Origin of the sequence: Aquicoccus porphyridii (genome assembly GCF_008369105.1) — a bacterium.
Classification (GTDB): domain Bacteria; phylum Pseudomonadota; class Alphaproteobacteria; order Rhodobacterales; family Rhodobacteraceae; genus Aquicoccus; species Aquicoccus porphyridii.
This window is the reverse complement of sequence record NZ_VINQ01000026.1, coordinates 1-21857: the sequence shown is the minus strand read 5'-3', so window position 1 is coordinate 21857 and position 21857 is coordinate 1. Positions and strand designations below refer to the sequence as shown.

Below are 21857 nucleotides of genomic sequence, written 5' to 3'. Positions count from 1 at the left end.
AAACTTTTGCGACGGCCCGTTGCGCCCGCGATGGTGAGACGTGGTTGCCGAATGCGAATGGGAGACGTCACGGAACCTGTCCTCGGTCCAGGTCAGGCTCCGGCGTGACGACGCTTTGCCAGCAGAAATGGCGGTTCACAGTATGCCCAGTGCGGGACCCTTTCGGAAGCGAAGGGCGAACACGGCGGCATTTGTCATATTTTTGTGTTCGCCGGACTTTAGCTTCCCGGTCATTCGCAGGTGAGATCACTTGCGCGATGGAATGCCACTCACAGGACCACGGAGCAAGCCATGACGGAGCAAGCCATGAAAAACAATGACCTGAACAGCATGTCCGCCGACGATTGGGACGAACTGAATTTTCCCCGCCCCAAGGAACAGGATTTTGACCGCGTGGTCGAGCGCGCAGTCTCGCGCCGCGGGTTTCTTTCCGGCGTGCTCGCCTTCGGATCGGGCGCGGCGGTCATGGGCACCGCCTTCCTCAAGGGCACGACAGCACACGCGCAGCAGGCCTCACGCTTTGCCTTCACGCCGATCCCGACCGCGACCGACGGCACCGTGCACGTGCCCGAAGGCTACAGCTGGCAGACGGTGGTGCGCTGGGGCGATCCTCTGTTCTCCGAAGCCGAGGGCGATTTCGACCAGGAAAATGGCGGCAGCGTGGAAATGTCCGACAAGGTGTTCGGCGAGAATACCGACGGCATGGAGATGTTCCTGATCGGCGACCGGCACGTGATCGCGGTCAACAGCGAATACACCAACCGTCCCAGCAACCTGCCGCAGGCCGAGGAGGGCGTTCCGCGTGATGCCGACGACGTGCTCAAGCTGCAAAATCTTCAGGGCGTGACGGTGATGGAACTTTCCGAGGGCGAGAATGGCTGGGAAGTGGTGGTCGACAGCCCCTTCAACCGCCGCATCACCCACAACACGCCCATGCGCATCTCCGGTCCCGCCGCCGGGCATGAACTGATACGCACCGCCGCGGATCCGACCGGCACCGAAAGCCTCGGCACGATGAACAATTGCGGTGCGGGCAAGACGCCTTGGGGCACCTATCTGACCTGCGAGGAGAACTTCAACGGCTACTTCGGCGCCAATGGTGACGTCGCGGTCGAGGGGCTCGCCGCCGAAGGGCGCGAACGCTACGGGCTTGGCGCCGACGGCTGGGGTTACGACTATCACAAGTGGGATTCGCGCTTCGATGCCGCGGCCAACCCCAACGAGCCGCACCGCGCTGGTTATGTGGTCGAGATCGACCCCGCCGACCCGGATTCGATCCCGGTCAAGCGCACCGCACTCGGCCGCTTCAAGCACGAGAACGCCGCCGTGGCCGTGGCGCCCGATGGCCGGGTCGTCGTCTATTCCGGCGACGACGAGCGTGGCGAGTTCCTCTACAAGTGGGTGTCGCGCGACGTCTACGTGCCGGGCGGCGACACCTCGACGCTGCTCGAGGAAGGTCAGCTTTACGTTGCTGGCTTCGAGGACGACCAGACCGGGCGCTGGATTCCGCTGACCCCCGAGGCCACCGGCATGACCGCCGCCGAGATCGCGATCTTCAGCCGCATCGCGGCGTCGCGCGTCGGCGCCACCACGATGGATCGCCCGGAATGGGTGGCCGTGAACCCCGTGTCGGCCGAGGCCTATTGCTGCCTGACCAACAACCGCAACCGCGGCGTCGAGACCAATGCGGGTGGCGACTGGCAGGCGGTGGGCGGCCCCAACCCGCGCGAGGCCAACAACTACGGCCAGATCGTACGCTGGCGCCCGGCCGACGACGACCACGCCACCGATACGTTCGAATGGGATCTCTATGTCATGGCGGGCAATCCGACGGTGCATGACGATGCTTATGCCGGGTCGGACAACATCAATGAAGGCAACCTGTTCAACTCGCCCGACGGTATGGTGATCGACTCCACCGGCCTGATCTGGATCCAGACGGACGGCAATTACGATAACGAGGGTGACTTCGCTGGAATGGGTAACAACCAGATGTTGGCAGGCGATCCCGCGACGGGCCGGATCGAGCGCTTCCTGACCGGTCCCTACGGCTGCGAGGTGACGGGCCTGTGCTGGTCGGCTGACCGGCGCACGATGTTCGTGGGCATTCAGCACCCCGGCGCACCGTTCCCTGATGGAGAGGGGATGCTGCCACGGTCCTCCGTCATCGCGATCAAGCGCGACGACAACGCCCTGATGGGATGAACTGTCCCTGAAAACTCCGTAAGGCGCGCCATCTCTTTTTCGGAGGCGCGCTTTGCATACAGCGCAGCGCAAATCCGGCTTGAATATAGCATGTCGCAACCAAGTTGAAATGTCACCGGGCCTGCAAAGGAGGAAGATCACCCGTGAGCGCTGGCTGTAGCAAGGCTTTGCAGCCCTGAGACCTCATACATCGCAGGGCTGGAAAGCCCTGCGGAGGGCGCCCACGACCCTCGCCGACGTGATCCCCCGCTTGCGTATCACCGCGGCGCCGACAGAGCCGCGACGGTGCGAATGATCGTTGGCAGGATGGGGCGCAGTCGAGTAAGATTTGTTTGGAATCATGACGGTCGACCTGAGTGGTTTCAGGCAATTGTTTAGAGTCGCCAGATCTCCCTGAAGGCCGCCGGAAACGGCTGGATCATTCCGTTCTTCCCGGATGGCCTTTCCAAGGACCAAACTCTCGTGATCGGTGACAGCCAGCCGAAGGTCGATCGAATGGCGACTTTTGCAATTGAAGGTAACTGATGTTGCAAGCGCAGCGAATTCACACTCCCCGCCCATTGTGTAGAACGCAGGTGAGTCCGCGTCGCGGCAATCGGCAAGTTGCTCAAACTGGAGCCAACAGCGAACGTTCGAGTTATGTTCCATCTCACCGAATGCCTCCGACGTCGAAGTACTTAGGTGCGAGATACGGAAAATACATGCAGGTCAATGTCTTACAAGCTCTTCACCAAATTGGCGCAATCATTCGGTCCGGAGAACATCGGCCCGGAGAGACCGCTTACGGGCCTCCTCGCGTCGGAGCCAGTGTTCAGCCCCTCCCGCATAACCCTCGAATACAACGGAAAAATCCGGCAGCAACTGGATCAGGAGAACGCTTTCGCGGGGGCAGGTGGCGGAGAGGACGGGACCGGGTTCGAACGGTCTCCACCCTAGGTCATTGTTTCCATTTGATCCGGAACCGCACTTTGCGCATTGCCCATCAATTATGACTCGGCCTACCGGAGTCGCATCCGCTTGATGTGGCGCACTTTGTGTCCTGGTCGAACTCAATGAGCGTGCGGATTCTACCCGGTCTCTAGTGCGAGGTGATGGGCTTGATAATGCATGCCAACCGTCATCAGGCCTATGAACCCGAGGGCCCTGATGCGGTCAGGGTTGGACCCGGTCACGATCAATACCGCGCCAGCCGGATCTCCGCCGCCTGTATTGTCCAACCTTCGACACCATCCATCGTCGCTGCGTGGGCGGGGACCATGGCGCGGATCGATCGGGTGACTGCCGCGTGCTCTGAAGTCGCCTCGAAGCGGGCAGGCGGCGCGGCTCAGGTCGGAGTTCCGATCGCTGCCAAGAGTGGCGGACCGTCTCGATGCCTGGTTCGGCGAGGGCAATTGCCTGCCCGAGAAGGGCCGCTGGCAGGAGGTGGCCGCCGAACTGAACATCACGCGGGGGGGTGTTCCATCGCGAATTGGCGCGGCGCCGCGCAACAAGACTTGGAGGCTGAGCACCGACCGGGAACGTCGATGCCGCCGACGGCACTTACTCCTACTCTCGCGCAGCGCAGATTGGTCGCCCGTCGATGGTTCTGAGCGGCAAGAGGGTTGTTTCGACCGGCCCCTTGTGAAGATACCAGTAACATCCGTCGCGTGGCAGAAGGCGCGCGGTCGAGACGTCCTGGTAGGGGGCTGCCAAGGCGGCAACCTGCTCGGGGATGATATCAGGGGCCTTGTCCCCTGAGCCAATGGCAGCCGTGCATCCGCTCAGAATGGCCAAAATGGCGGAGCCGATAGTAAATTTTCGTATCAAGTCCAGTCCTCTCGCGTGGTCAGGTCGCCGGTTTTGATCGTGCACATCGATTTCTGCGATCAATTATTCGCGCCGACGTCGTCTTCCGGCGGATGCAAGTACGCTGTCACGCCGGTTTCAACCTGCGGATAGAGCGCAATGATATGGGCATTGACCATCCGTACACAGCCCGAACTCGCGCGGCCCCCGATGGAGCGGGGCTCCGGCGAGCCATGGATGCGCAGATAGGTGTCGCGATCGCCGACGAAGAGATACAGTGCGCGCGCGCCGAGCGGATTTTCCGGGCCCGGCTCCACTCCATCGGCGACATCCGCGTACAGTTCCGGATCGCGTTCGATCATGGAGCGCGTCGGCGTCCAGTGTGGCCACCGGACCTTGCGCCGGATCGTGTAGGTGCCGGGCTCGTAGAGATTGCCGCGTGCGATGGCCACACCATAGCGCATGGCTGTCCCGCCGTCCTCGATGTGATAGAGGTAGCGGGCGATAGCATCCACGTGGATGTTCCCCGGAACAAGGCCCGCCCGCGCCTCGACCCGTTGCGGAAGAAAGCGCGGATCGAGGCCCCAAGGGTTGGAGGTCTCCAGATCGAAGAAGCGCGGGGTCACTTCGGCATCCCACGCGCTTTTCTGCGCCTCGCTCGGCCAGGTATCGGCCAGAAGCGACCCCGAGACGGGCGGCGAGAACAGGGCGGATGCGGTCACGATGAAATGGCGCCGCGTCAGGCCCTTTTTTCCAGCCGCATTCATTGTTCCGGTTCCCGCGCATCGGAGACAAGCATTCGCAATTGATCCGCATTCACGACCCCGGGAACAAGGACGTCGCCGATCACGAACGAAGGCGTGCCCGTGATGCCAAGGGCCTGCGCCAGGCGCATCGAGGTCTGGATGTGCGCGTCGATCTCCTGTGCTTCCATGTCGCGGCGCAATTGCGCGACGTCAAGACCGATGTCTTCCGCAATCCGAAGGACCGAAGATTCCTCCGCGCGACCGCTCATGCCCATCATCGCCCAATGGAATTCCTCGTAGAGCCCCTGTTCGCGCGCGGCCAGCGCGGCACCGGCGGCAAAAGCCGACCCTTCGCCGAGGATCGGCCATTCGCGATAGACAAGGCGAACATTTGGATCGGCCTCGAGCAGAGCCTCGATCTCGGGCTTGACGCGACGGCAATAGGGGCAGTTGTAGTCGAAGAACTCCACCACCGTGACATCGCCATCCGGATTGCCCAGCACCGGCGCATTGAGATCGCGTTCCAACACATCGCGTTCGTTCGCGAGCACCTCGGCCTGTGAAGCCGCCTGCGCCTTGACCTGGCGGGTTTCCAGGATCGCGACGGCCTCCATGACGATCTCGGGGTTCTCCCGGATGGTTTCGAGGACCAGTTCGCGCACCCTGTCCTCGGACAGGTCCTGGGTCGCTGCCTGCAAGGGCAGCGCCAGCGAAAGCGCGATTACGATCATTGAGATGAGTTTCTTCATGTCAGGTCCCTCCGTTGGCCAGATCGGCAGCCGTGCGTTCGGCCTGCATGGCGCGCTCGCGCTCGGGCCAGGTTGATTGGATGTAGGCGAGGATGTTCCAGATCTCGCGATGCGTCAGGACATCGCCGAATGCGGGCATGCCGCTGTCGAACTCGACCCCTTGCAGCGCCAAGGCTTCCCGTCCACCGAGCTTCGTGTATTGAAACAGGACCCGGTCGGGGTGGTGCCAGGTGTGCCCGGTTTCATCGTGAGGCGGCGCGGGTAGACGCCCTTCCGCATCGGGCGTTCGCCAATCCGGCTGGGCTTCGAGGTTGGCACCGTGGCAGGCGGCGCAGCTCCGGGCATAAAGCGCCTCTCCCTGCGCAATATCCACCGTGACCGGCATTACCGGTATAGCGGGATCGAGTGCGCCCTGTGGTGCGTCGCGCATCGTCAACCACGCCCCAACTCCGGCAAGGCCAAGCGCCACCGGCGCGGCGATCAGGATCCATGTCTTCATGTCACCCGCACCCATGTCATCATTCCGGATTCGGCGTGACTGAGCATGTGGCAATGAAACAGCCAGTCGCCCGGATTGTCCGCCACAAAGCCGATCTCGCGCGTCTCTTGCGCGGCCACGAGGAGCGTGTCACGCATGGGGCCGACGGGTCTGCCGTCGCGGATTTCGCGGAAGTGCATCCCGTGCAGATGCATGGCGTGGGGAAAGACGGTCTCATTGACGATCTCCAGCCGCACCGGCTCACCAATAGAAAGATCGGCCAGCGGGGTCTGCGTCATCTCGGCCATGTCGTTGAAGGCCCAGAACCGTCCCCGCGCTGCAAGCGCGCGAAAGCCGAGACGCTCTCCGCCCAAGAGGGCGCTGTCCATCCGTCCCATGGCGCCACCCGTCATCACCAGACGCAATGGCCGGGCATCGGCAAGCGACCGGATGCCATCGCCCGGATTGGGCGGCAGGGCCGCCGGCACCGCGCGCGGCGTTTGTGCGCTGCTGCCCGAGACAGGGAACGCCACCTGAGAGACCGGTCGGTCGTCATTGCCGATCCGGACAAGATGCGCAGTCTCGCCCGCAATAGCCGTCACATCGACGATCAGATCGGCGCGTTGCGCCGGGGCGAGGACGAGGACGTCCTCCAGAGGTTCGGGCGCGGCAAGCGGCATGCCGTCGAGCGCGACCGTCCAGCCCCGCAAACCTGCAAGCTGCAACGGAAAGATCCGCGCGTTCGACGCGTTGATGAGCCGCAGGCGCAGACGGGTGTGCCGCGCGACCGGGATGGACAGGTCGAACTGTCCGTTGGTGGTGATCAGGTTCCCGATCCGGCCACCATGGCTCATCGCCATCGGCTGGTCGAAACTGGTGTCGATCAGCGCCGTCTCGGGATCGAGCAACCAGTCGTCGAGCACGAGGGTCTCGTCGCGATCTACCTCGGGCGGTTCGGCCTCTTCCACGATCAGTGGCCCGTGCAGGCCGCGGGCGACCTGCACCCAGGACCGGTTATGCGCGTGATACCAGTAGGTTCCGGCGTCCGGCGCCACGAAATCATAGTCAAACGACTGTCCCGGCGCCACGGCCTCTTGCGTCAGGCCCGAGACACCGTCCATCGCGTTGTCGACGCGGATCCCGTGCCAGTGGACCGAGGTCGGCTCGGGCAGGTCGTTGACCACCCGCCGCCGCACCCTTTCGCCTTGGAGCACCCGGATCGTCGGACCGGGTGCGCGACCCTCATACCCCCAGATAGATGTCGCCGGATAGCCGCCGGGGGCGAGTTGCACCGAGGCCTCGCGTGCAACAAGGGTTGCGGACGCGTGAGAGGCGGCAGACACCTGCCGACCGCTCACCGCCAAGCCCAGAACGGCGGCGGTCTGTCCGAGGAAGGTGCGTCGTGTCGGCATGGCCAATATCTCCGGAAACGTGTCGGGGCGGGCGAAGGTCGCGCCCGCATCCAGTCATTTGGGCGTCAGGAGTCGTGACCCATCCGGAAATCGCCTTCCATGCCAGCCCCGCGGTGGCCGGGCACGTTGCAGGCAAAGCCGATCTCACCGCCTTCGGGGAAGATCCAGATGACTTCGCCCGTTTCACCCGGCTCCAGAAGGACGCTGTTGGCGTCGTCATGCATCATCCCGGCCTCCATCATCCGGTCATGATTGATGCTTCGCGCGGTTATCATGCCTTCGCGCATCATCGTCTGCATTTCGCCACGGTGGTTATTCCAGGTCTCGCGCGTGCCAATGTTGAACTCGTGGACAGCCCGACCGACATTCACCACTTCGAAGCGGATCGTCTCGCCGGATTCGACCTCGATGGTCTCCGGGCTGTACTTCATCTCGTCCATTTCGACCGTGATGGTGCGGTCGACTTGCGCGGCATCGCCAAGTTCACCGATGCCGTCTCCGTGGCCGGGGCTGGAAACTGCGATGGAAGCGGTAAGGATGGCCGCGAGGGCGGTTCCGGTCAGAAGTGTCTTGATCATGTCTTGGTCTCTCATGTCTGGGTGTCGTTCAGGGAATTCGGTCGTGACACGGCCCGGGTGCGCGGAGGTGGAAGATCAACGGGCGCATTTCTCCCGCGTATTGTTGTTCCCGCGAGCCGCTGACGCGCGGCCTGGAAACCTTGTGCCTCGAAAATCGGCCGGGTCATGAGAATGGCGGCAGGGGAACAAGTCGGGTCGGGATGGCAGGAGCGGTTGACCGCGCCGTCGTGCGCCGCGTGCCCTGCAATCACACCATGGTTGTCCGCGACCACGACGATCTCTGAATGAGCATCCAGAGTGCAGGCAAGACCAGGCGCGGGAGCGGCAAGGACCGCGAGCGCGATCATGAGCATCGCGACAAGGCCCCCGCGCGCGACGAAAAAGGACAGCACCCGCATCAATTGATCCCGTTCTCGCGCTGCAGTTGACGGACATAGTGCACGATATACTGAACGTCGGCGCGGGTCAGACCCGCGACCGGGGGCATGTTACCGAAGGGCCAGTGATGCGCGCGCACGCCGTTTCGAACCGCCATCTGAAAGGCTTCATCGGAATGATGGCTCGGCTCGTATGTGCGGTGGATCAGCGGTGGCGCGACGCCATTCTGACCGGCCGCGTTCGCCCCATGGCATTCAGCGCATTTGACCTCGAAGGCGCGCTGGCCAATCGTTGCCTCGGGCGACAACTGCTCGGGAAGCCGAACCTCGATGATCGGCGCGCCCTGCGCTAGGTCGTTCAACGACGTCGGGTCCGGGTGGACCATGACTTCCGCCGGTTGCATGAACTGCCAGATCGCCAAGCCAAGCCCGGCGACAATGACGCCACCGACAAGAAGCCCGAGTTTGTCCACGTTCCTTGCTCCTTCTTTGCCTGTGATCTGTTCCAATCCAAAACTGCGCCCAGCGTGGCGCTGTGGTTTCAGACCGCTCGATAATTCAAGCGTTTACTACTGGCTCGCGTCGGCCTTGCAACCTGATAAGCCCGTGTTTTTTGTATCCGAATGTATCCTTGACCTTTGCCCGGAAGAGGCACCTATCGTTCGGAGAGTTGAGTGAGACGGTGAAAACGATGAACTGGAATTCACGAAACCTGTTGTCAACCGGCACAGGTGTGAAGCTTGGTGTCTGGCCTGTTGTGCCGCGATTCTTGTCCCGCTCGGCGCCTTTCTTGTGGCAGGCGGAACGCTCGGCGGGCTCGCGAGCAATCTTGGGCTTCTGGCCCCTCTGGCGCTGTGCCTCGGCGCACATGCCGTGATGCACCGCATGATGGGAGGTTCCTGCCAGGACGGCGCAGCGGACACCCGCCAGGAGGACCCCGAACAGGATCGGGAACCAATGGCGCTCGTCCAAGTCGATGCTGCGCGCTGACAAGGCAGCAACAGGTTACGGACAGCGTCTGAAGCTGGCTGTGGTCGCGCTCCTCGCGCTGGCCGGTTGCGCGACGGCCTTAAGGTAGTGCGCGAATCTCGACGCCACGCTGTCCACGCGCGGTGCGGCGTTGACGCTTCCGGATGGGTGCCGCGCGGTCCGGACCGGCACCGACGCCGTCGTCACCCTCGCCTGCGAAGGCGGAAGGGTCGGCTAGGCGTTCGGTGTGTTCGGGACAGAGGCGCAATGATCGCCGGGAGACCCCCGCACAAGGAAAGGAACTTGCCAGAGTGACAGAAAGTTTCGGCATGCTGAGGCGATTGATCGGCAGGGGAGGCTCCGGGGCCCGATCCGCGCCGGGTTCGCGCTGCCCCTTGTGGGGATCATGCACTTCGGGGTGGCGTATCTGGCCGACACACCGGCACCCCGCGCGCTCTCGGTGGGGGTCATCGACAGGATCGCCTTCGACCGGGCAGAGATCGTGCGCCGCGTCTCAAGGGGCGAGGTTGTGTTCGTGGATGTCACGGCCGACCGGTGCCTGAACTGCTAGGAGAACAAGGTGCTCGTGCGTGACCACGACCCTGTCGTTTCGGCTCTTGCCGCAGAGGGCGTCACCCCTATGCAGGCCGACTGGACTTAGCCCGATCCCGTGATTTTGCGCTACCAGGAAAATTTCGAGCGCTACGGTATTCCGTTCAATGCGGTCTATGGCGCGGCCGCGCCGGACGGTATCGTCCTGCCGGAACTGCTGTGAGCCGACGCAGTCATGGCCGCGCTCGACGAGGCCGCGGAGGAAGAACGGGAATCGCGAGGTAGCCTTGCCAACGCGCTGCCGCACCCGTTCCAAGGCGCGGCAATGCATTTCATGGCATTGCAGTGAACCCGGCCTTGTCCCGTTGCGGCAAGAAGGCCGGGTAGTGCCCGCCTCACTTTTCCAGCGCCTTGCGCCGACTGTCGAACTCTTCCTCGTCGATCTCGCCCGAAGCAAAGCGTTCGCGCAGAATCTCGAGCGCATCGCGCTTTCCGCGATTGTCGCCTCCCTGGTTGTCGTTGAACCATTTCACCGCAAAGACGATCAGCGCGATGATAATGCCCCAGAACACAAGCATCATAGCCATGCCGCCCAACATGCCATAACCGCCGCCCCACATCATGTGATCATATCCTCCCTGCCAATTTTCCCCTGGGTCCGCGGCGGCCAGTGTCGGCGCCGAGAGACCGATGATTGCCCAAAGTGCCGTTTGTCTCATTTCAAGTCTCCTTCCATTGTTTCTCGTCGTTGATGGGTGCGTCCTCCGACAGCGGGATGAAGGTCGAAGCCTTCAGTCCGCCTTCGGCACGGTTTTCAAGCCGGATGTCGCCGCCGTGTCCGCGCACGATCGCCCGCGCGATGGCAAGGCCCAGCCCGTGCCCCCCGGTTTCGAGCGAGCGGGACGCTTCCAGCCGGTGAAACGGCGCGAAGACTTCTTCGAGCTCTTCCTCGGGGATTCCGGGGCCATGATCGGTGACCTCGATCACCAGATCGTCGCCCGCGCGGTGCCAGCCGACCGTCGCGCCGCCCCCGTAGCGGGTGGCGTTCTCGACCAGATTGCGAACGGCCCTGCGTAGACCAAGGGGGCGAATACGCACCGTCATCGCCGGGCCATCGATCAGTTCGAACGGCGTGGCCTTGTCGCTTGCCAGAGTCTCAAGCCAGTCGGGCACGTCGACGACCTCCGAGGCTTCGCGCCCCGCCAGCCCCTCGGCGAAGTTGAGCGTGGCTTCTGCCATGGCCTGCATCTCGTCGATGGAGGCGATCAGGCTCTCGCGGGTCTCCTCGTCCTCGACCAGTTCGGCATCAATCCGCATCGCTGTGAGAGGCGAGCGCAGGTCGTGGTTCACGGCGGCGAGAATGCGGGTGCGGTCCGCGACAAAGCGCGTCAGCCGTTCTTGCATGCGGTTGAACGCGCGGGTGAGGTCGCGCACCTCGTCGGGGCCGGAGACCGGCAGGGGCTCACCCGCGTCGCCGCGCCCCAAGTCCTCGGCGGCGCGCGAAAGATCCCGCAGGGGCCCGGTCAGGCGAGTCATCACGAACCAGAATGCCGCGACGAGGATCAGCGCGGCCGTCAACCCGAAGGTCAGGAAAGAGGAAAGGGGCCATTGCAACGGAGGGCGTTCGAACCGCGTGGCGACGTTGAGCCACTTGCCGCCGGCCAGCGCGATGGACAGGGTCATCTCGACCGCCTGCATCCGGCCACGCATCATCTCTTGATGCATCTGGGCCATTTGCGGGGACAGGTTCGGGATCGGATGGAGAGGGACGGCGGTTTCCTTTAGGTTGACCCGGATGTCGCGACTAAAGCCGTCGCCAAGCAATGCGCGGACTCTCGTTTCGATGTAGGCTGCGTGATGGTGGTCAGGCGTGGTGACGCTCGGAGCGGGCGCAAGGTCGAACTTCACGAGCGGCGAATTCGCCGCCCGCACGATCGAGGCGGAAAGATCGGGTGGCGCTTCTTCCAGCAGGCGCACGACATTTGCGGCGCGTCCCGCCGCCTCAAACCCCAGGGCCGCGCGAACGGCGAGGCTGCGCTCGTCCGCGAAGAGCCAAAGGCTCACAGCCTGCGCGATGGCCAACGCCCCGAGGATGAGGATCACGAGTTGCGCGCGCAGGCTGCCTATCCGCGGTCGGGTCATGCGACCACCTCGACATCCGCGTTCAGACTGTAGCCGTGGCTCCGCACGGTGGTGATGAGCGTCGGGCGCAACGGGTCCGCCTCGATCTTGCGCCGCAGCCGACTGATCTGGTTGTCGATCGTGCGGTCGAGCGGCCCCGCCGCACGCCCCGCCGTGAGATCGAGAAGTTGCTCGCGGCTCAAAACCGTGCGCGGACGCGCCAGAAGGACCGTCAACAGCCGAAAGTCTGCGGTTGTCAGCTGGTCGCGATTGCCATCTCGGCCTGTGATGACATGGGAATCGGTATCGAGCGTCAGCCCACCGAACCGCAGGATGCGCCCCGAAAGTGTCCCAGCCTCGCTCCTCTCCTCACGTGCGCGACGCAGTACCGCCTTGATCCGGGCAAGAAGCTCACGCGGGTTGAACGGTTTTGGCAGGTAGTCGTCCGCGCCGATCTCCAGCCCCACGATACGATCCTGGTCCTGCCCGAGGGCCGTGAGCATGATGATCGGAAGCCGCTTCTCGGCCGATAGGCGCTTGCAGATCGAAAGCCCGTCCTCTCCCGGCATCATGACATCGAGCACCATCAGGTCGTAGTGACCTTTCGCGAGCTTCTCGTCCATGTCCCGGGCATCCTTGGCCGCCGTCGCCCGCATGCCATTGCGTTCCAGGAACCGCGTAACCGAGTCCCTTATCTGGCGGTGATCGTCGACGACCAAGATATGCGGCAAGCTGCTCATCCTTATCATTTGGCAGGGTGGCGACACAGGGTCAGCACCGCGATTGTAACGCTTTGTATCAGGCACCCGCGTTGCGACGAACGGATACAAAATCGGCAATGACGCAGCCTTGGCGTTCTTTATTACTTTCCCACGTCGGTGTGGCGTTTCACACAAGAAAGGATACAGACATGAAAACCAGAGCGAAACTCGCGGCGGCTACCGCCATTCTGATGTCTCTGGGCGGTGCCGCCCTCGCCGCGGGCGATCATGGCCGTGGTGGTCAGGGAGTTCAGGGCGCCAAGGATCCAGCAGTCGGCAATCATGACATGATGCAGATGATGACGCGGATGCACGCGCAGATGATGGGGGGTAGCGGGCCCATGGGTGGCATGGGCATGATGGGGGCCGGTGGCCCCACGTCGGGCATGGGCATTGAGCGGTTCGACACCGATGGCGATGGTAGGGTCACTTCACAGGAGGCCCATGAAGGACTGCAGGCCCTGCTGGCGGAATACGACGCCGATGGCGACGAAGTCCTGTCGCTCGCTGAGTTCGAGACGCTCCACAGCGCGCTCATTCGCGAAACCATGGTGGATCGTTTCCAGTTCCTCGACGACGATGGAGACGGCGAGGTGTCGGTGGCAGAGATCGTCAAGCCGGCCGACATGATGGAGCGTATGAAGACGATGCGCGGCGGCATGATGCCCGGACCGAACGGTAGCATGCAGGGCGACGGCGGCATGATGGGGACACCCGGCCAGAGTCGGATGGGCAACAACTGAGCCCGCCGTACTGCAATCCCTTGCCCGGTTCCGCATTCTGCGGGGTCGGGCCGAACTCATGAAAGGACAGACAGAATGGCATATACGCATGACCGCCTGATGGCGGACACCGGCATCGACGACGCGGAGGCCCGCGTACGCGCGGCGCTGGCAGACGCTGGCTTCGGCGTGCTGACCGAGATCGACGTCAAAGCCACGATGAAGAAGAAGATCGACAAGGACATGGACGGCTACAAGATCCTTGGTGCCTGCAACCCGAACATGGCTTGGGAGGCCATCGGGCTGGAGCCGCGTATCGGCGCGATGCTGCCCTGCAACGTCATCCTGCGCTCGGTCGATGGCGGTACCGAGGTCAGCGCCATCGACCCGGCCGCCTCGATGCAGGCGGTGGACAATGCCGAACTGCACAAGGTCGCCGGGCAGGTCCGCGACATGCTGGTCCGCGCCGTGGACGCGGCTTGAAGGAGACAGCCGATGAGAATGGCTCATGGACGGCGCGTTTCCGCTCTGGGGCTGGCGGCATCGTCGGTCCTCCTCGCAACGTCTCGCCTCCACGTGCAGGCCCGAACCATCTGGTCAGCCGGCGAAGCCTATGACGCCCTTCTGGCAGACCGTGCCCGCGTGATCGACATTCGGTCACGCGAGGATTGGTTGGAAACCGGCGTCGGGGCCAGAATCTGGCCGATCAGCATGCATGAGGATCGTTTTCTCGATCGCGTGTTCGCGACAAAGACGTTAACCAGAGACAGGACGGTCGGCCTCATCTGTGCCACCGGCGGCAGATCGGGCTCGGTCATGCCTGCCCTTCAGAGGGCTGGTTGCGACGGCTATGCCGATATCTCCGAGGGAATGCTCGGCTCTCGCCGCAGAACAGGCTGGCTTGCTGCAGGGATGCCCGTGGTTTCGCTGGGCGCTGCGATCACATCACTGCCGGAGGAGCTCAGCTAACGTGCCCCATGAGAGCGGCAGTAGTGGAGTAGGCCAATCGTTCGTCGGCAAGGTTGCTGTGCGGATCGTCGGCGCCTTTCTGGTCCTTGGCATTGTTGCCTGGGCAGCAGGCTGGTGGTCGATCGAAATCGACCGAAACACGGTAGATGCTTGGATCACGAGCGCCGGGCCTTGGGGGCCGCTCGCGGTGGTCTCCCTGATGACGGTCGCGGTCGTTGCCAGCCCCATTCCAAGCGCGCCAGTTGCACTGGCCTCAGGGGCTGCCTACGGCCACTATGCCGGCACCGTCTATGTCGCCCTAGGGTCCGAGATCGGCGCGCTTGTCGCCTTCCTCATCGCCCGCGGGCTGGGACGCGGTCCCGTCGAGCGCCTTCTTGGGGACAAGGCTGATTATGGCCTGCTGGGATCGCAAAATGCGCTGACGCTCACGGTGTTCGTGAGTCGGCTTCTACCCTTCGTCTCTTTCGACGCGATGAGCTATGCTGCGGGGCTCAGTCGGCTCCACTTCTGGCGATTCGCCCTGGCCACGATGGCCGGTATCCTGCCCGCGAGTTTCGTGCTCGCGCATTTCGGCAGCGCGGCGATGGAGGGCGCGTTCGGCGGCCCGGAATGGATTGCGCTCGGTCTGGGGCTGATGACGGGGCTTCCCCTTCTGCTCCTTGCGCTTCGGCGTGGTGCTGCTTCGAGAAAACACGACCCGAACAAGAACGCGACGGAGGCCGGTCGATCATGAGTTCCGAGTACAAGAAGAACAGCCTCAGCCTCACCGATGCCGTGGCGATGGGAACCGGCGTGATGATCGGCGCTGGAATTCTCGCGCTGACCGGGCAGATCGCCGAACTCGCGGGCCCTTGGTTTCCGCTGGCCTTCGTCGCCGGCGCCGTCGTGACGTCCTTCAGCGCCTACACCTACGTCAAGATGTCGAACGCCTACCCTTCGGCAGGCGGGATCGGAATGATCCTGACGAAGGCCTACGGCCCGACGACCGTCGCGGCAGGCGCGGCGCTTCTGATGGCACTGTCGATGGTCATCAACGAAAGCCTGGTGGCGCGCACATTCGCGACGTACCTGCTGCGGGGTCTCGGCATGGAGCCGGGGGGCTGGCTCGTCCCGGCGATCGGCGTGGGTCTTATCGTCTTCGCCTATCTCGTGAACGCGGCAGGCAACCGCTCGGTGGGCCTTTTTTCGCAGCTCATGGCGGTCCTCAAGGTCGGAGGGATCGCGGCCTTCGGCATCGCCGGGCTCTGGGTCGGCGGCATCTCATTCGAGGCCGCGCAGGACGGAGACGGTGGCATGACTGCCGGCTTCCTCGCCTCGGTAGCGCTCGCCATTCTCGCGTTCAAGGGCTTCACGACGATCACCAACAGCGGCGCAGAGATCTCCCAACCGCACCGCAACGTCGGGCGCGCAATCATCATCTCGATAGCGATCTGTATCATCGTTTACCTTCTTGTCGCCTTCGCCGTCGGCTCCAGCCTGCCCCTCGACCGGATCGTGGCTGCGAAGGACTACGCGCTTGCCGAGGCGGCCGAACCAGCTCTCGGGCGTGTAGGCCTCTATTTGACTGTCGGGCTCGCGCTGGTTGCGACGGCCTCGGGAGTGATAGCCAGCATCTTCGCTGTGTCGCGGATGCTGGCCATGCTGACTGATATGAAGCTGATCCCCCACAGCCATTTCGGCATGCCGGGCACGATCCGCGATCATACACTCGTCTATACGGTGGTGATCGCCGGAGCGATGACGATCTTCTTCGACCTCAGCCGGATCGCATCGCTCGGGGCCTTCTTCTATCTCGTGATGGATATCTTGATCCATTGGGGCGTCTTGAGGAACCTTCGGGAAGACATTGGTGCACGGACCTCGATCCTCCTGACTGCGATCGCGCTGGACGTGGTCGTCCTCGGCGCCTTTGCTGCACTCAAATGGCAGAGCGATCCGCTGATCGTTGTCATCGCCCTAGTCGGCATGATTGCCGTCTTCCTATTCGAGCGCGTCTTCCTGGCGCTCAATCCGCCGTCGCGCGAAGCGGTTCATGGCAACCACACCTCTGCACACAAAGAAAAACACGAGCCCGCCTCTTGACCTTCCACCGACTGGAGGCCGCACATCTGGGCGGAAAGGACGTCGATCCCATGGCAAACCATCATCATCATCACGCCGCCTCCGACATCGCGCCGGGCGCCGATACCGCGACCGATCCCGTCTGCGGGATGATCGTCGAGATCAAGGATGGCACTCGAGGTCGCGACTACGGCGGCGAGACGTTCCACTTTTGCTCCGCCGGCTGCCAGGAGAAATTCGATGCCGATCCGCACTTCTACGCCTCCGGCAATGCGCAGAAGGTGGTGCACCGGGCACAGCCCGGCACGCAATACACCTGCCCGATGCACCCGGAGATCGTCCGGGACGAACCAGGGAATTGCCCGATCTGCGGCATGGCACTGGAGCCAATGGTGCCATCGGACGAGCCCAGCGAGGAACTGACGGATTTCACCCGCCGGATGTGGATCAGCGCAGCGGCGGCCATGCCGCTGGTGGTGATCACCATGGGCGAACTCGTGGGGCTCGACGTGCGCGGCTGGATGGGTCACCGGATGTCAGTCTATGCGGAATTCGTTCTTGCCACACCCATCGTTCTGTGGGCGGCGCTTCCGTTCTTCCGACGCGGGCTCGACTCGTTCCGGAACCTGTCCCCTAACATGTGGACCCTGATCTCGCTCGGGGTCGGCGCGGCCTATGTCTATTCGCTGGTCGCCACCTTCGCGCCAGGGGTGTTCCCCGAGCAGTATCGGATGGGCGACGGGGTCGGCACCTATTACGAGGCGGCGGTTGTCATCATCGCTCTGGTCTTTGTCGGTCAGGTGCTGGAGCTTCGCGCGCGGGAACGTACCGGCGATGCTATCCGCGCGCTGATAGATCTCGCGCCCAAGACCGCGCGCCGCATCCTGCCGGACGGCTCCGAATACGATGCGCCGCTCGAGAACATCGTCGAAGGCGACATGCTGCGTGTGCGGCCGGGCGACAGCGTGCCGATCGATGGCGAGGTGATCGAGGGCCGCTCCTCCGTCGACGAAAGCATGATCACGGGCGAGCCTTTGCCCATCGAGAAGACGGAAGGCGATCGTGTCACGGGCGGCACGATCAACAAGAACGGGACACTTGCGATCCGGGCGACCCAGGTCGGTGCCGACACCGTGCTAGCCCAGATCGTCGAGATGGTCGCCGGCGCCCGGCGCTCGCGCGCGCCAATCCAGGGGTTGGCCGACCGGGTCTCGTCGATCTTCGTACCGACGGTCGTTGCGGTAGCTATCGCTGCGTTCTTTGCTTGGCTTGCCTTCGGTCCCCAACCGGCGCTGGCCTTTGCCATCGCCTCGGCCGTCTCCGTCCTGATCATCGCCTGTCCCTGTGCCCTCGGCCTCGCAACGCCAATCTCGATCACAACCGCCGCAGGACGAGGCGCACAAGCGGGCGTGCTGATCAAGGACGCCGAGGCGCTGGAACGCATGGCGCGCGTCGATATCGTGATCGTGGACAAGACCGGCACGCTGACCGAGGGCAAGCCGACGCTCACCGATGTCGTGGCGCTGCAGGGCGACGAGGCGGTGGTGCTGGGTCTTGCCGCGGCGTTGGAGCGCGGCTCAGAGCATCCGCTTGCCGAGGCGATTGTCGCGGGCGCGCGGGATCGCAGTCTGTCGCCCGGGAGCGTGACCGATTTCGAAGCGGTAACCGGCAAGGGCGTGCGGGGCACCGTCGATGGACGCCGCGTGGCGCTCGGCAATCCGGCGATGATGCAGGATCTCGGCCTTGAGATCGGCACGGCCGAAGCGCAGGCCGACACGCTCCGCGCGGATGGCAAGACGGCTATGTTCGTCGCCGTAGATGGGGCGCTAGCCGGCATTGTCGCCGTGGCCGATCCGATCAAGCAAAGCACCGAAGGCGCGATCCGCGATCTGCACGCGCTTGGCCTGACCATCATCATGGCGACCGGCGACAACCAGCGAACGGCCGAGGCCGTTGCGCGGCAACTGGGCATCGACGAGGTGCGCGCCGGCGTTCTGCCCGAGGACAAGCAGAAGCTGGTCGAGGAACTGCGCACCAAGGGCGCGTCGGTGGCGATGGCCGGTGACGGGGTGAACGATGCCCCTGCGCTTGCCGCCGCCGATGTCGGCATTGCAATGAGCACCGGCGCTGATGTCGCCGTAGAAAGCGCGGGCATCACGCTGATGCACGGGGATCTCGTAGGGCTGGTGCGCGCGCGCAAGCTTGCCAAGGCAACGCTGCGCAACATCCGCCAGAACCTGTTCTTCGCGTTCGCCTATAACGCGGCGGGCGTGCCGATCGCTGCCGGGATCCTCTATCCGTTCGTCGGCTTGCTGCTGTCGCCCATGATCGCGGCGGCGGCGATGAGCCTGTCGTCGGTTTCCGTCATTTCCAATGCGCTGCGACTTCGCCGCGTCCGGCTCTGATCGAAAGGAGATAGTCATGACCAACGGGCATCGCGGGCACATGCCGTCGAGCGGGCGCGGCATGGCGATCTCCGCCTGGCTGACGGGGGTCTATTTCGTAATCGAGATGGGCATCGGCCTCTGGACGGGGTCGATCGCGGTGATCTCGGACGCGTTCCACACCTTCTCCGCGGTCGGCGGCGTATTGGTGGCAATTGTCGCCGCGCGTCTGGCCCGGCGTCCCGCCGACGCGGACCGCAGCTTCGGTTGGTATCGCGCCGAAATTATCGGTGCGCTGGTCAACGGCGGCTTCCTGCTGGGCATGGCGCTGGTCGTGATCGTAATGGCGGCGATGCGCCTGTCGGACCCGATCGAACTGCCCACCGGCCCTATGCTGCTGGCTGCCGCCGGCGGGCTGGTGACCGAGTTCATATCGCTGGGGCTGATCTGGAAACAAAGCCGGAGCGATCTCAACGTGAAAGGGGCGCTCTGGCATATCATCCAGACCTTCGTCGGCAGCCTGCTGATCATCGTGACCGCATTGGTTATCAAATTCACAGGCTTCCTGCTCATCGACCCGATCCTCGGCATGGCGTTCGGCTTCGTGCTGATCTGGGCAAGCTGGGGTATCCTGCGCGACTCCATGCACCTGCTGATGGAGGGAACGCCGGCCGATGTTAGCCTGCCGGAAGTCACGCAGGCGCTTGAAGCCCTCAACGGGGTGGCCGATGCGCACCATGTTCATGCCTGGGCCCTGACCAGCGGGAAGGATGTCTTTTCAAGTCATCTGCGCGTGCGGGAGGGCGCCGACCCACAGGAAGTGCTCAAGGCTGCATACGGGATGCTGCGTGATCGCTTCGGATTCTTCTTCGTCACGCTTCAGGTCGAGGAGCGGTGCCTCGACGAACGCGGCGCCGAGGCAATCGATATCACCCGCAGCGATGAGGGTCGCTGATGCGGGTCGTCCTGCTGCTTGCCCTGATAACCGTCTCGGAGGCCACGATCGGTGTCTTCGTCAAGCTTACCGGCGACGCAATCCCGATCCAGACGCTGAACTTCTACGCGCTGAGCTTTGGCGCCGCGTTCCTGGCAATGGCCATCCCGCGCGCAACGGGACGACCTCTACGGTTTCCCCGCGGCAACGTGAAGGACACGGTCATTATCGGGGCGCTCATAGCCGCTCAGATTAGCGTCTTCAACTATGCCATGACGCTCGTGCCGATCGCCAATGCCGTGGTGTTCTGGAGCATCGCCCCCTTCTTCGTGTTCATCTTCTCGGCACTGTTCCTCGGTGAGCCAGCGAAGAAAAATTATGTGTTGATCTTCGGGCTCGCGCTGGTGGGCATCGTGCTGGCCAAACCACTGGCGGGAGGCGACTGGTACGGCAACCTTGTCGCGCTCAGCACCGGGGCGATCTATGCCGGCATGGTCACATACATGCGCCATGAGGGACGCGAGGAGACGGGCAACGATATCTTCTGGTCAATGGCGACCGGGGCGATACTGCTGTCGCCAGCGCTAGTTCTCGCAGGGTCGGGTGAAGTCGGCAAATTCGTCGCCTATCCAGCCTTGGGTCTGTCACTTCCCGTCATGCTGTGGGCGGTCTGCCTCGGCGTCGTCTCAACGGGGTTCGCCTATTTCGGCATTTCGCTGGTGCTCAAGCAGATCACGGCAAACATCTATTCGCTGGTCGACATCATCGTCTCGCCGATCGTGGCGGCAACCCTCGGCTACCTTGTCTTTGGCGAAGTTCCGGCGCAGGGCATGATCTTCGGTGGAGGATTGTTACTCCTGTCCGGCTTCTGGCTGACGCGCGAGATGAGCCGCGGCAAGGAGACTGCGGCCGCCCACCCTTGCCAATGTGGGCGGATAAAAGCGGTTAGCGGTTGAAACAAAAGGAGGAAATGGAATGAAGTTTCACGTGCCCGGCATAAGCTGCGGCCATTGTACAGCCGCCATAGGCAGGGCCATCAAGGCGATCGACCCGAACGCCAAGATCGATAGCCACCTTACCTCGAAGACCGTCACGATCGCGTCGACCAAGATGCTGCTGCACTCCAACCCACGCCACGAGGTAAGCCATGTCATAGGCTCGCTCGACCTCGGAACCGACCATATGCGCCAGGCTCATCTCTGCCACTTCCCGCGCAATCCCCGGCTGTTCAGATGCCCAATCGCGAAAGGCTGACCGAAATCCATGCACGGTCACTCCCTCCACTTTCATGCGGCGCAAGAGCATCAACATGGCCATGTTGGGGCATTGTTGCAGAACTCAGGCCTGAGGTGTGAGTGCCCCTTTTCCCGCTGACGTCATGCCACGCGGACGATCTCGGCGGTGCCGAGGGCGTTGAAGCGGTTCATGAGGGCGATGCGGATGTGGATTTCGGCGGTCTGGCGGTCGGGGTCTCTTGCGGCGATGCGCTCGCCGAAGGCTTTCAGGCAGCGCATTTTCGCTTCGACCCGACTTCGGGTGTGATAGCCCGTCCAGCGCTTCCAGAACGCCCTCCCATAGTATCGGGTGGCGCGTAGGGCTTCGTTGCGGGCGCGTGCCGCCGGGCCGTCGTCCTTCCACAGGCGGCCTTTTTTCCGGATCGGGATGATTGGAACGGCATCTCGTTCGATGATGGCCTTGTGGCAACGGCGCGTGTCATAGGCGCCATCCGCCGTCACCGTGCCGATCGGCTCGTCTGCCGGGACCTGGCCGAGCAGGTCTGGCAGCACAGGGCTGTCCACTGCCCGGCAGTGGTTTGCGAAGCATAACCACGAGAGGGGCCGTCGCGGCTGGGGGTGAATTCCACCGCTCGGATGTCGGATGTGGCCGGGTCCATGGCAAGGTGCATCTTGCGCCATTGGCGACGGCCCTGCGGGCCATGCTTGCGCGCCTGCCATTCACCATCGCCGAGGAACTTGATCCCGGTGCTGTCCACGAGCAGGTTCAGCGGCTCGTCTGCACGGCGATACGGAACCTGAACGGCCAAGGTTTTCTGC

23 protein-coding genes and 1 pseudogene are annotated in these 21857 nt (G+C 63.5%); 11 read left to right on the top strand and 13 right to left on the bottom strand.

The window, feature by feature from the left end; all coding sequences use genetic code 11:
• Positions 1-306 precede the first annotated feature (306 nt).
• The gene (locus FLO80_RS20280; RefSeq protein WP_111369115.1) at positions 307-2205 is read left to right on the top strand and encodes a PhoX family protein; all 1899 of its coding nucleotides are present in this window, start codon (positions 307-309) and stop codon (positions 2203-2205) included.
• Between the two features lie 1545 nt (positions 2206-3750).
• On the opposite strand, the gene FLO80_RS20275 is transcribed toward FLO80_RS20280, so the two are convergent.
• The 9 genes from FLO80_RS20275 to FLO80_RS22945 all read right to left on the bottom strand — a co-directional run bounded on the left by FLO80_RS20275 (position 3751) and on the right by FLO80_RS22945 (position 9302).
• Positions 3751-3969: a hypothetical protein gene (locus FLO80_RS20275; protein WP_370331331.1), complete on the bottom strand. Its 219-nt coding sequence runs from the start codon at positions 3967-3969 to the stop codon at positions 3751-3753.
• Positions 3970-4070: 101 nt separating this feature from the next.
• On the bottom strand, positions 4071-4757 hold the full coding sequence (locus FLO80_RS20270) for a L,D-transpeptidase (protein ID WP_111369109.1): 687 nt from the start codon (positions 4755-4757) through the stop codon (positions 4071-4073).
• The gene (locus tag FLO80_RS20265) at positions 4754-5485 is read right to left on the bottom strand and encodes a DsbA family protein (RefSeq protein ID WP_111369107.1); all 732 of its coding nucleotides are present in this window, start codon (positions 5483-5485) and stop codon (positions 4754-4756) included. The genes FLO80_RS20270 and FLO80_RS20265 overlap by 4 nt, the downstream gene beginning before the upstream one ends.
• A 1-nt stretch (position 5486) precedes the next feature.
• Positions 5487-5870 carry a c-type cytochrome gene (locus FLO80_RS20260; RefSeq protein WP_439328724.1) on the bottom strand — a complete coding sequence of 128 codons (384 nt, stop codon included), beginning with the start codon at positions 5868-5870 and terminating at the stop codon, positions 5487-5489.
• A 110-nt stretch (positions 5871-5980) separates the two neighbouring features.
• Positions 5981-7375, bottom strand: coding sequence for a multicopper oxidase family protein (locus FLO80_RS20255; RefSeq protein ID WP_111369103.1), 1395 nt, complete (start codon positions 7373-7375; stop codon positions 5981-5983).
• 65 nt (positions 7376-7440) lie between these two features.
• Positions 7441-7968 (bottom strand): cupredoxin domain-containing protein, encoded by a 528-nt coding sequence (locus tag FLO80_RS20250; protein ID WP_246156762.1) that lies wholly within the window; start codon positions 7966-7968, stop codon positions 7441-7443.
• Entirely contained in the window at positions 7965-8351 is a 387-nt protein-coding gene (locus FLO80_RS20245; RefSeq protein WP_111369099.1) for a hypothetical protein, read from the bottom strand. Before FLO80_RS20245 ends, FLO80_RS20250 begins: the two co-directional genes overlap by 4 nt.
• Entirely contained in the window at positions 8351-8803 is a 453-nt protein-coding gene (locus FLO80_RS20240) for a c-type cytochrome (RefSeq protein WP_111369194.1), read from the bottom strand. Before FLO80_RS20240 ends, FLO80_RS20245 begins: the two co-directional genes overlap by 1 nt.
• Before the next feature lie 85 nt (positions 8804-8888).
• Complete coding sequence (locus FLO80_RS22945; RefSeq protein ID WP_188078368.1) at positions 8889-9302, bottom strand: hypothetical protein; 414 nt, start codon at positions 9300-9302, stop codon at positions 8889-8891.
• Positions 9303-9705: 403 nt separating this feature from the next.
• Between FLO80_RS22945 and FLO80_RS23275 the strand changes: the two genes are divergently transcribed.
• Positions 9706-9870: a hypothetical protein gene (locus tag FLO80_RS23275; protein ID WP_246156761.1), complete on the top strand. Its 165-nt coding sequence runs from the start codon at positions 9706-9708 to the stop codon at positions 9868-9870.
• Between the two features lie 376 nt (positions 9871-10246).
• Here the strand turns inward: FLO80_RS23275 and FLO80_RS20225 are convergent, their stop codons facing one another.
• The 3 genes from FLO80_RS20225 to FLO80_RS20215 are packed head-to-tail and all read right to left on the bottom strand — an operon-like array spanning position 10247 to position 12712.
• The gene (locus FLO80_RS20225; protein ID WP_246156760.1) at positions 10247-10570 is read right to left on the bottom strand and encodes an SHOCT domain-containing protein; all 324 of its coding nucleotides are present in this window, start codon (positions 10568-10570) and stop codon (positions 10247-10249) included.
• 1 nt (position 10571) lies between these two features.
• A complete protein-coding gene (locus FLO80_RS20220; RefSeq protein ID WP_111369094.1) occupies positions 10572-11993 on the bottom strand; it encodes an ATP-binding protein in 1422 nt (473 codons plus the stop codon).
• Positions 11990-12712, bottom strand: a complete 723-nt coding sequence (locus FLO80_RS20215) for a response regulator (RefSeq protein ID WP_111369091.1) — start codon at positions 12710-12712, stop codon at positions 11990-11992. Before FLO80_RS20215 ends, FLO80_RS20220 begins: the two co-directional genes overlap by 4 nt.
• A gap of 170 nt (positions 12713-12882) precedes the next feature.
• Between FLO80_RS20215 and FLO80_RS20210 the strand changes: the two genes are divergently transcribed.
• The 9 genes from FLO80_RS20210 to FLO80_RS23550 all read left to right on the top strand — a co-directional run bounded on the left by FLO80_RS20210 (position 12883) and on the right by FLO80_RS23550 (position 21057).
• Positions 12883-13476 carry an EF-hand domain-containing protein gene (locus FLO80_RS20210; RefSeq protein WP_246156759.1) on the top strand — a complete coding sequence of 198 codons (594 nt, stop codon included), beginning with the start codon at positions 12883-12885 and terminating at the stop codon, positions 13474-13476.
• Positions 13477-13551: 75 nt separating this feature from the next.
• A complete protein-coding gene (locus FLO80_RS20205; RefSeq protein ID WP_111369089.1) occupies positions 13552-13938 on the top strand; it encodes a DUF302 domain-containing protein in 387 nt (128 codons plus the stop codon).
• A gap of 18 nt (positions 13939-13956) precedes the next feature.
• Entirely contained in the window at positions 13957-14424 is a 468-nt protein-coding gene (locus FLO80_RS20200; protein ID WP_246156758.1) for a rhodanese-like domain-containing protein, read from the top strand.
• A 1-nt stretch (position 14425) separates the two neighbouring features.
• Complete coding sequence (locus tag FLO80_RS20195; RefSeq protein WP_439328723.1) at positions 14426-15157, top strand: TVP38/TMEM64 family protein; 732 nt, start codon at positions 14426-14428, stop codon at positions 15155-15157.
• Positions 15154-16506: an APC family permease gene (locus FLO80_RS20190; protein WP_111369084.1), complete on the top strand. Its 1353-nt coding sequence runs from the start codon at positions 15154-15156 to the stop codon at positions 16504-16506. The genes FLO80_RS20195 and FLO80_RS20190 overlap by 4 nt, the downstream gene beginning before the upstream one ends.
• 50 nt (positions 16507-16556) lie before the next feature.
• On the top strand, positions 16557-18890 hold the full coding sequence (locus FLO80_RS20185; RefSeq protein WP_111369081.1) for a heavy metal translocating P-type ATPase: 2334 nt from the start codon (positions 16557-16559) through the stop codon (positions 18888-18890).
• Entirely contained in the window at positions 18859-19824 is a 966-nt protein-coding gene (locus tag FLO80_RS20180) for a cation diffusion facilitator family transporter (RefSeq protein ID WP_246156757.1), read from the top strand. The genes FLO80_RS20185 and FLO80_RS20180 overlap by 32 nt, the downstream gene beginning before the upstream one ends.
• On the top strand, positions 19824-20759 hold the full coding sequence (locus tag FLO80_RS20175; RefSeq protein WP_111369075.1) for a DMT family transporter: 936 nt from the start codon (positions 19824-19826) through the stop codon (positions 20757-20759). The genes FLO80_RS20180 and FLO80_RS20175 overlap by 1 nt, the downstream gene beginning before the upstream one ends.
• A 19-nt stretch (positions 20760-20778) precedes the next feature.
• Positions 20779-21057 (top strand): heavy-metal-associated domain-containing protein, encoded by a 279-nt coding sequence (locus FLO80_RS23550; protein ID WP_111369072.1) that lies wholly within the window; start codon positions 20779-20781, stop codon positions 21055-21057.
• A 122-nt stretch (positions 21058-21179) separates the two neighbouring features.
• Here FLO80_RS23550 and FLO80_RS20160 read toward each other — a convergent pair.
• Positions 21180-21857: pseudogene (locus FLO80_RS20160) on the bottom strand (IS5 family transposase); the annotation flags it as partial.

What these genes read in the sequence shown, in the direction of transcription:
- FLO80_RS20280 (WP_111369115.1), top strand. Translation starts at nt 307, where the DNA reads ATGAAAAACAATGACCTGAACAGCATGTCCGCCGACGATTGGGACGAA.
- FLO80_RS20270 (WP_111369109.1), bottom strand. Translation starts at nt 4,757, where the DNA reads ATGAATGCGGCTGGAAAAAAGGGCCTGACGCGGCGCCATTTCATCGTG.
- FLO80_RS20265 (WP_111369107.1), bottom strand. Translation starts at nt 5,485, where the DNA reads ATGAAGAAACTCATCTCAATGATCGTAATCGCGCTTTCGCTGGCGCTG.
- FLO80_RS20260 (WP_439328724.1), bottom strand. Translation starts at nt 5,870, where the DNA reads ATGCCGGTCACGGTGGATATTGCGCAGGGAGAGGCGCTTTATGCCCGG.
- FLO80_RS20255 (WP_111369103.1), bottom strand. Translation starts at nt 7,375, where the DNA reads ATGCCGACACGACGCACCTTCCTCGGACAGACCGCCGCCGTTCTGGGC.
- FLO80_RS20250 (WP_246156762.1), bottom strand. Translation starts at nt 7,968, where the DNA reads ATGAGAGACCAAGACATGATCAAGACACTTCTGACCGGAACCGCCCTC.
- FLO80_RS20245 (WP_111369099.1), bottom strand. Translation starts at nt 8,351, where the DNA reads ATGCGGGTGCTGTCCTTTTTCGTCGCGCGCGGGGGCCTTGTCGCGATG.
- FLO80_RS23275 (WP_246156761.1), top strand. Translation starts at nt 9,706, where the DNA reads ATGCACTTCGGGGTGGCGTATCTGGCCGACACACCGGCACCCCGCGCG.
- FLO80_RS20225 (WP_246156760.1), bottom strand. Translation starts at nt 10,570, where the DNA reads ATGAGACAAACGGCACTTTGGGCAATCATCGGTCTCTCGGCGCCGACA.
- FLO80_RS20220 (WP_111369094.1), bottom strand. Translation starts at nt 11,993, where the DNA reads ATGACCCGACCGCGGATAGGCAGCCTGCGCGCGCAACTCGTGATCCTC.
- FLO80_RS20215 (WP_111369091.1), bottom strand. Translation starts at nt 12,712, where the DNA reads ATGAGCAGCTTGCCGCATATCTTGGTCGTCGACGATCACCGCCAGATA.
- FLO80_RS20210 (WP_246156759.1), top strand. Translation starts at nt 12,883, where the DNA reads ATGAAAACCAGAGCGAAACTCGCGGCGGCTACCGCCATTCTGATGTCT.
- FLO80_RS20205 (WP_111369089.1), top strand. Translation starts at nt 13,552, where the DNA reads ATGGCATATACGCATGACCGCCTGATGGCGGACACCGGCATCGACGAC.
- FLO80_RS20200 (WP_246156758.1), top strand. Translation starts at nt 13,957, where the DNA reads ATGGCTCATGGACGGCGCGTTTCCGCTCTGGGGCTGGCGGCATCGTCG.
- FLO80_RS20190 (WP_111369084.1), top strand. Translation starts at nt 15,154, where the DNA reads ATGAGTTCCGAGTACAAGAAGAACAGCCTCAGCCTCACCGATGCCGTG.
- FLO80_RS20185 (WP_111369081.1), top strand. Translation starts at nt 16,557, where the DNA reads ATGGCAAACCATCATCATCATCACGCCGCCTCCGACATCGCGCCGGGC.
- FLO80_RS20180 (WP_246156757.1), top strand. Translation starts at nt 18,859, where the DNA reads ATGCGCTGCGACTTCGCCGCGTCCGGCTCTGATCGAAAGGAGATAGTC.
- FLO80_RS20175 (WP_111369075.1), top strand. Translation starts at nt 19,824, where the DNA reads ATGCGGGTCGTCCTGCTGCTTGCCCTGATAACCGTCTCGGAGGCCACG.
- FLO80_RS23550 (WP_111369072.1), top strand. Translation starts at nt 20,779, where the DNA reads ATGAAGTTTCACGTGCCCGGCATAAGCTGCGGCCATTGTACAGCCGCC.